Consider the following 3,709-nt stretch of genomic DNA (forward strand, 5'->3'; position numbering starts at 1 on the left):
TTTTGATATAAAAAATTTAACATAAAATCTCTTATACGAAATTTGCATGTTAGAACCTATTCAAAGTCCGTATTTAATAGCTTCTCTTAGCGGATTTACTCATTTTCAAGCACTTGTAAGTAAAGCTCATCCGCTTTTTGAGCAATGGCTTTGCCATTCTCACGCATTTCTAATTCTTTAGCTACATAGGCTTGAATCGGTATGTTGTAATAGCCACCACCATAGTAGTCTTTAATGAGTTTCAAAGGCACTTCCACACCATATTCATCAAAAAGATTACGTCTGTAATTATATTCATGGATCGTATCCGCATAGGTCGGCAATCGGGGTAGATAGGTCAAGTGTGGTGTAGCAATTTCCATCTGCATCCATGTTTTCTGCTTCTTAGACCTGTACTTTAAAAAACGCTGTGCAAAATGGATAATCTGCCCTGCTTGGGAACGGCTTGCTTTGAAAACAGACCATGTTTCAACCATCAGGAATAGATTTTTAATGTCGGCTCGGTTCTTCTCTGCTAGAGAACTATTTTTTTGACTAGCCAATTTATTAATAGAATCAGTAAATTTAGTTTTAATTTTTTCAATACTTTGCTTTGTATATCGCCAAGTCCACGTATAAGCCCTTACTCTGTCTTTGTAGTCTTTTTCATCACCCAAGATGAGCTGTTTATAAGTCTTATGCGTATCTCTAAAAAGCTCCATAGTCACCAGGGCAGTAGGTTTGACAGCAATTGGATTTTTTAAGACAAATTGTTTTGGCTCATTATCTTTGAAGTAGTCTGCAATCAAGGTCTTTTCTGCTGAGATCGAATCAAGATCCCACTTAAAGCCTTTGTACTTCTCTTTAAGAGTCTGAATCTTCAAACGCTCCGACTCTTTGGCAAGTTTATTAATCTCAATACCGTTGAAAGTATTGAAATCTCTACTTGTAGGCGTAGTGAATAAGCAATACAGAAACCATTTATTTTCATTAAAGACATCTCTTTGCACGATCATCGTGCAAATAGGATGACCCTTTTCTAGGCGGTAAGAACGCTGTCTTGGTGAAATACCCAACTCATAACGCTCTGTCATCTTATCCAAAACGGATTCAATGGATTTCTTAGAACTGTCGTACTCAAAGCTGAAATAAAAATATGCGCCATTGGCAACATGGTCAGCGAGCCGTTGCATTGTAAATTTTGTGTGTGGACTAAAAATTATCATCCAAAATATTTCCAATCATTGTTATCAAGGGTTAATTCACAAAATACGCTGTTTTTTGATCAAAAACTAGCATTGTAATCGAGTAAAAGGATTTTTGGTTTTTAGCTGTTTTTTGCTTTTTCCATAGCGAAGCTATGGTGAACTTGCGAAGCAAGTTTTAAGGACTTCTAGACGGTGTTTGTAAGAGGGTAATAAGTAGTTCCATGCGAACGCACCTAGACAGCATATTTTTTGTGCATTATGATTTTCTCATCAGTTGTGAAGTGTGTCTGACCAACGCACCTAAAAGACCTAACCGTTTTTTAGTGTGCCGTTAGGCACACTAAAAATTTTGATTTTCAACAGCTCACAGTGGAAAGGTTGACAGCCTGAAAACTGCTTGACGAAGCGGACTGCTGCGGAAACGTAGCTCGGTACGCTTTGATGAGGGCTGATGAGGGGTGGCTTTTGCCTACCCTCAAATTCTACTCAATCCACTTCATTGTTGGTTCTTGAAGTTGGGCGACAAGGAAACGGAATCACCGAAAGGTGGCGAATGGGTTAAACCCCATTCTAGGCTGAAAGGGCTGAAATCCTGCTTTTGAAGAAATAGTGAGTGAAATCCATAGATGGAGAGTAGCGTTAATAACTACCGTTCTTCGCTGAATCTTTATGGTTTGGCGAGGTGCGTGGCACACACGATGGCTTCTGCGGTATTCGAGAGGGTACAGGCGATCAAGGTGAAAGCTGGCGAGAGTGGCACTTTTGGGTCAGGTGGTGAATTTGTCGTGATGACATTCCATTTTGGCTCGAAAGGTCGATGTATAGCTTAAACGTGTTAAAGGTGGGGAGAAATCCTCATCGACTGTGCTAAGTAAGTGTTCTACCCATGATGATATTTTTTAAGCTGCGGAATCGGTATTTTGGAACTGCGTACCGAAAAGCAAGGAAAAGGTTTAGAAAATTAGTGGATGGGCGTACTGCTTGTTAAGACTTCAAAAGATAACTTGGGACGCACTTTTATGTCATTAGGTTTTGTCACCTAAGTATTTGAATAACTTATTTTAAGTTATCGGCATAGATGTGTTGGAGCGATCTTTAGTAGCGCATATAAGGCAGATTTTTGCCGAAGTTGTACTGTAATAATTCTGAATAAGTTGTTGTTTTTATTTGTAAAATAGATAGTGATCTATAATTACAGGTAAAATTGATAATCCATAAGAATTTTCTTTTGAGTTGTTTTATCAAAAGTTGGTTAAAAAACCATAGCTACCGTTGTCAGAAATGGCTTGTTAAGGGAATCGTGGTTTTGCGAAAGAGTGATGTTGAGGCTATAGGGGACTGTAGTTGAGTGTGTTACTTCCTGCATGGTCATAGTGCTTGAAGGCTGTGGATTTAAAGCCACAGGAGAGTCAAAAAGGTTAAAGGGGGATTGGTCTCCCCTGCTGTTCGAGTTGGTCGCTCGGACTAAACTAAACTTCTGAAGACATAGTTTTTCGAGGTTGTTATCCACCATAGGATAAATATTTTCTGATTTTATGAATAAAATTAGCGTTTTAAAGTTTGGTGTTGGTTGGTTGGCAATCGGCACTTCGACAAAATTTTACGGTGCATACGTTATAAGCATTTTTTAGACCCCCTCGGATATTCTTGCCAACAGAATATCGAAACGAGGTGGGTTGTCTAAATGCTCACCATTTGCGTTTTAAGGCACTTTAAACTAAAACCTATAGGTAGAATAGGAATGACCAATAAAACGCCAAATACAGCAAACCATGCGCTATAAATCCACATCTCTTGGTGTATCTTGCTCTCGATCTGTCATAAAATCTTCTAACCCTGTTGGGTCATCATGGTTTTTAAAGAACTCCTCCCAAGTTACTTCATAAAAGACACCATCTTCATTGGCTCTAAACCATCGTGGTTTGTTGAAGTTCTTCATCGAGAGAGAAACCAAATCTTCATCTTTTTTATCTTTGCTCATCTCAGATCCTCTTTAGCGAGTGTCTACGAGCGACACAACGAAAATTTGCGCCTAGACTCCCTGAAAAACTGCTTTTTAAAATATTTGCTTCAACAAATTGAAAGTAGATCACATGCTGATCTTTGCACCTAGACCGAGCGAAGCGAGCATAAAAAACTTATGAGCGAAGCGAATTCCGAGTTGCTTTTGCCTTTTCTTAAAGTAACAAGAATATTAACTAAAAATTGCCCCACGAATCGAGCGAAAGCGAGATTCAATAGAGTTTGAGCGTAGCGAAAACCAAGGGCAATTTTTCATTTATTTTTTCATTTACTAATTTTAAAAGCTTTATTAAAAGCTTTTAATAGCTTTTAAAAAGCTTTTAAAAAGCTTTACGGCCAGTCTCAATGTATTGCTATATCAGTGTTTCAGACACTAAAGTGGGGGCGAAATGTTAGGTTTTTGACTTTAAGTGGGGGCGAAATGTTAGGTTTTTGACTTTAAGTGGGGGCGAAATGTTAGGTTAGTGGGGGCGAAATGTTAGGTGAGTGGGGGCGAAATG

At 38.7% G+C, this 3,709-nt stretch carries 2 protein-coding genes; both read right to left on the reverse strand.

Translation table 11 applies throughout. The features are described from left to right. Positions 1 to 95: 95 nt before the first annotated feature. Positions 96 to 1,172, reverse strand: a complete 1,077-nt coding sequence (locus FTV32_RS16060) for a hypothetical protein (RefSeq protein WP_225531288.1) — start codon at positions 1,170 to 1,172, stop codon at positions 96 to 98. Positions 1,173 to 2,964: 1,792 nt separating this feature from the next. Beyond that, positions 2,965 to 3,168, reverse strand: coding sequence for a hypothetical protein (locus FTV32_RS16065; protein WP_180029099.1), 204 nt, complete (start codon positions 3,166 to 3,168; stop codon positions 2,965 to 2,967). Positions 3,169 to 3,709 lie beyond the last annotated feature (541 nt).

The sequence above is a fragment of the Acinetobacter sp. YH16032 genome, assembly GCF_013417345.1.
Taxonomy (GTDB): Bacteria; Pseudomonadota; Gammaproteobacteria; order Pseudomonadales; family Moraxellaceae; genus Acinetobacter.

Excerpts from the sequence above, each read along its gene's own strand:
- FTV32_RS16060 (WP_225531288.1), bottom strand. The coding sequence starts at position 1,172 with ATGCAACGGCTCGCTGACCATGTTGCCAATGGCGCATATTTTTATTTC.
- FTV32_RS16065 (WP_180029099.1), bottom strand. The coding sequence starts at position 3,168 with ATGAGCAAAGATAAAAAAGATGAAGATTTGGTTTCTCTCTCGATGAAG.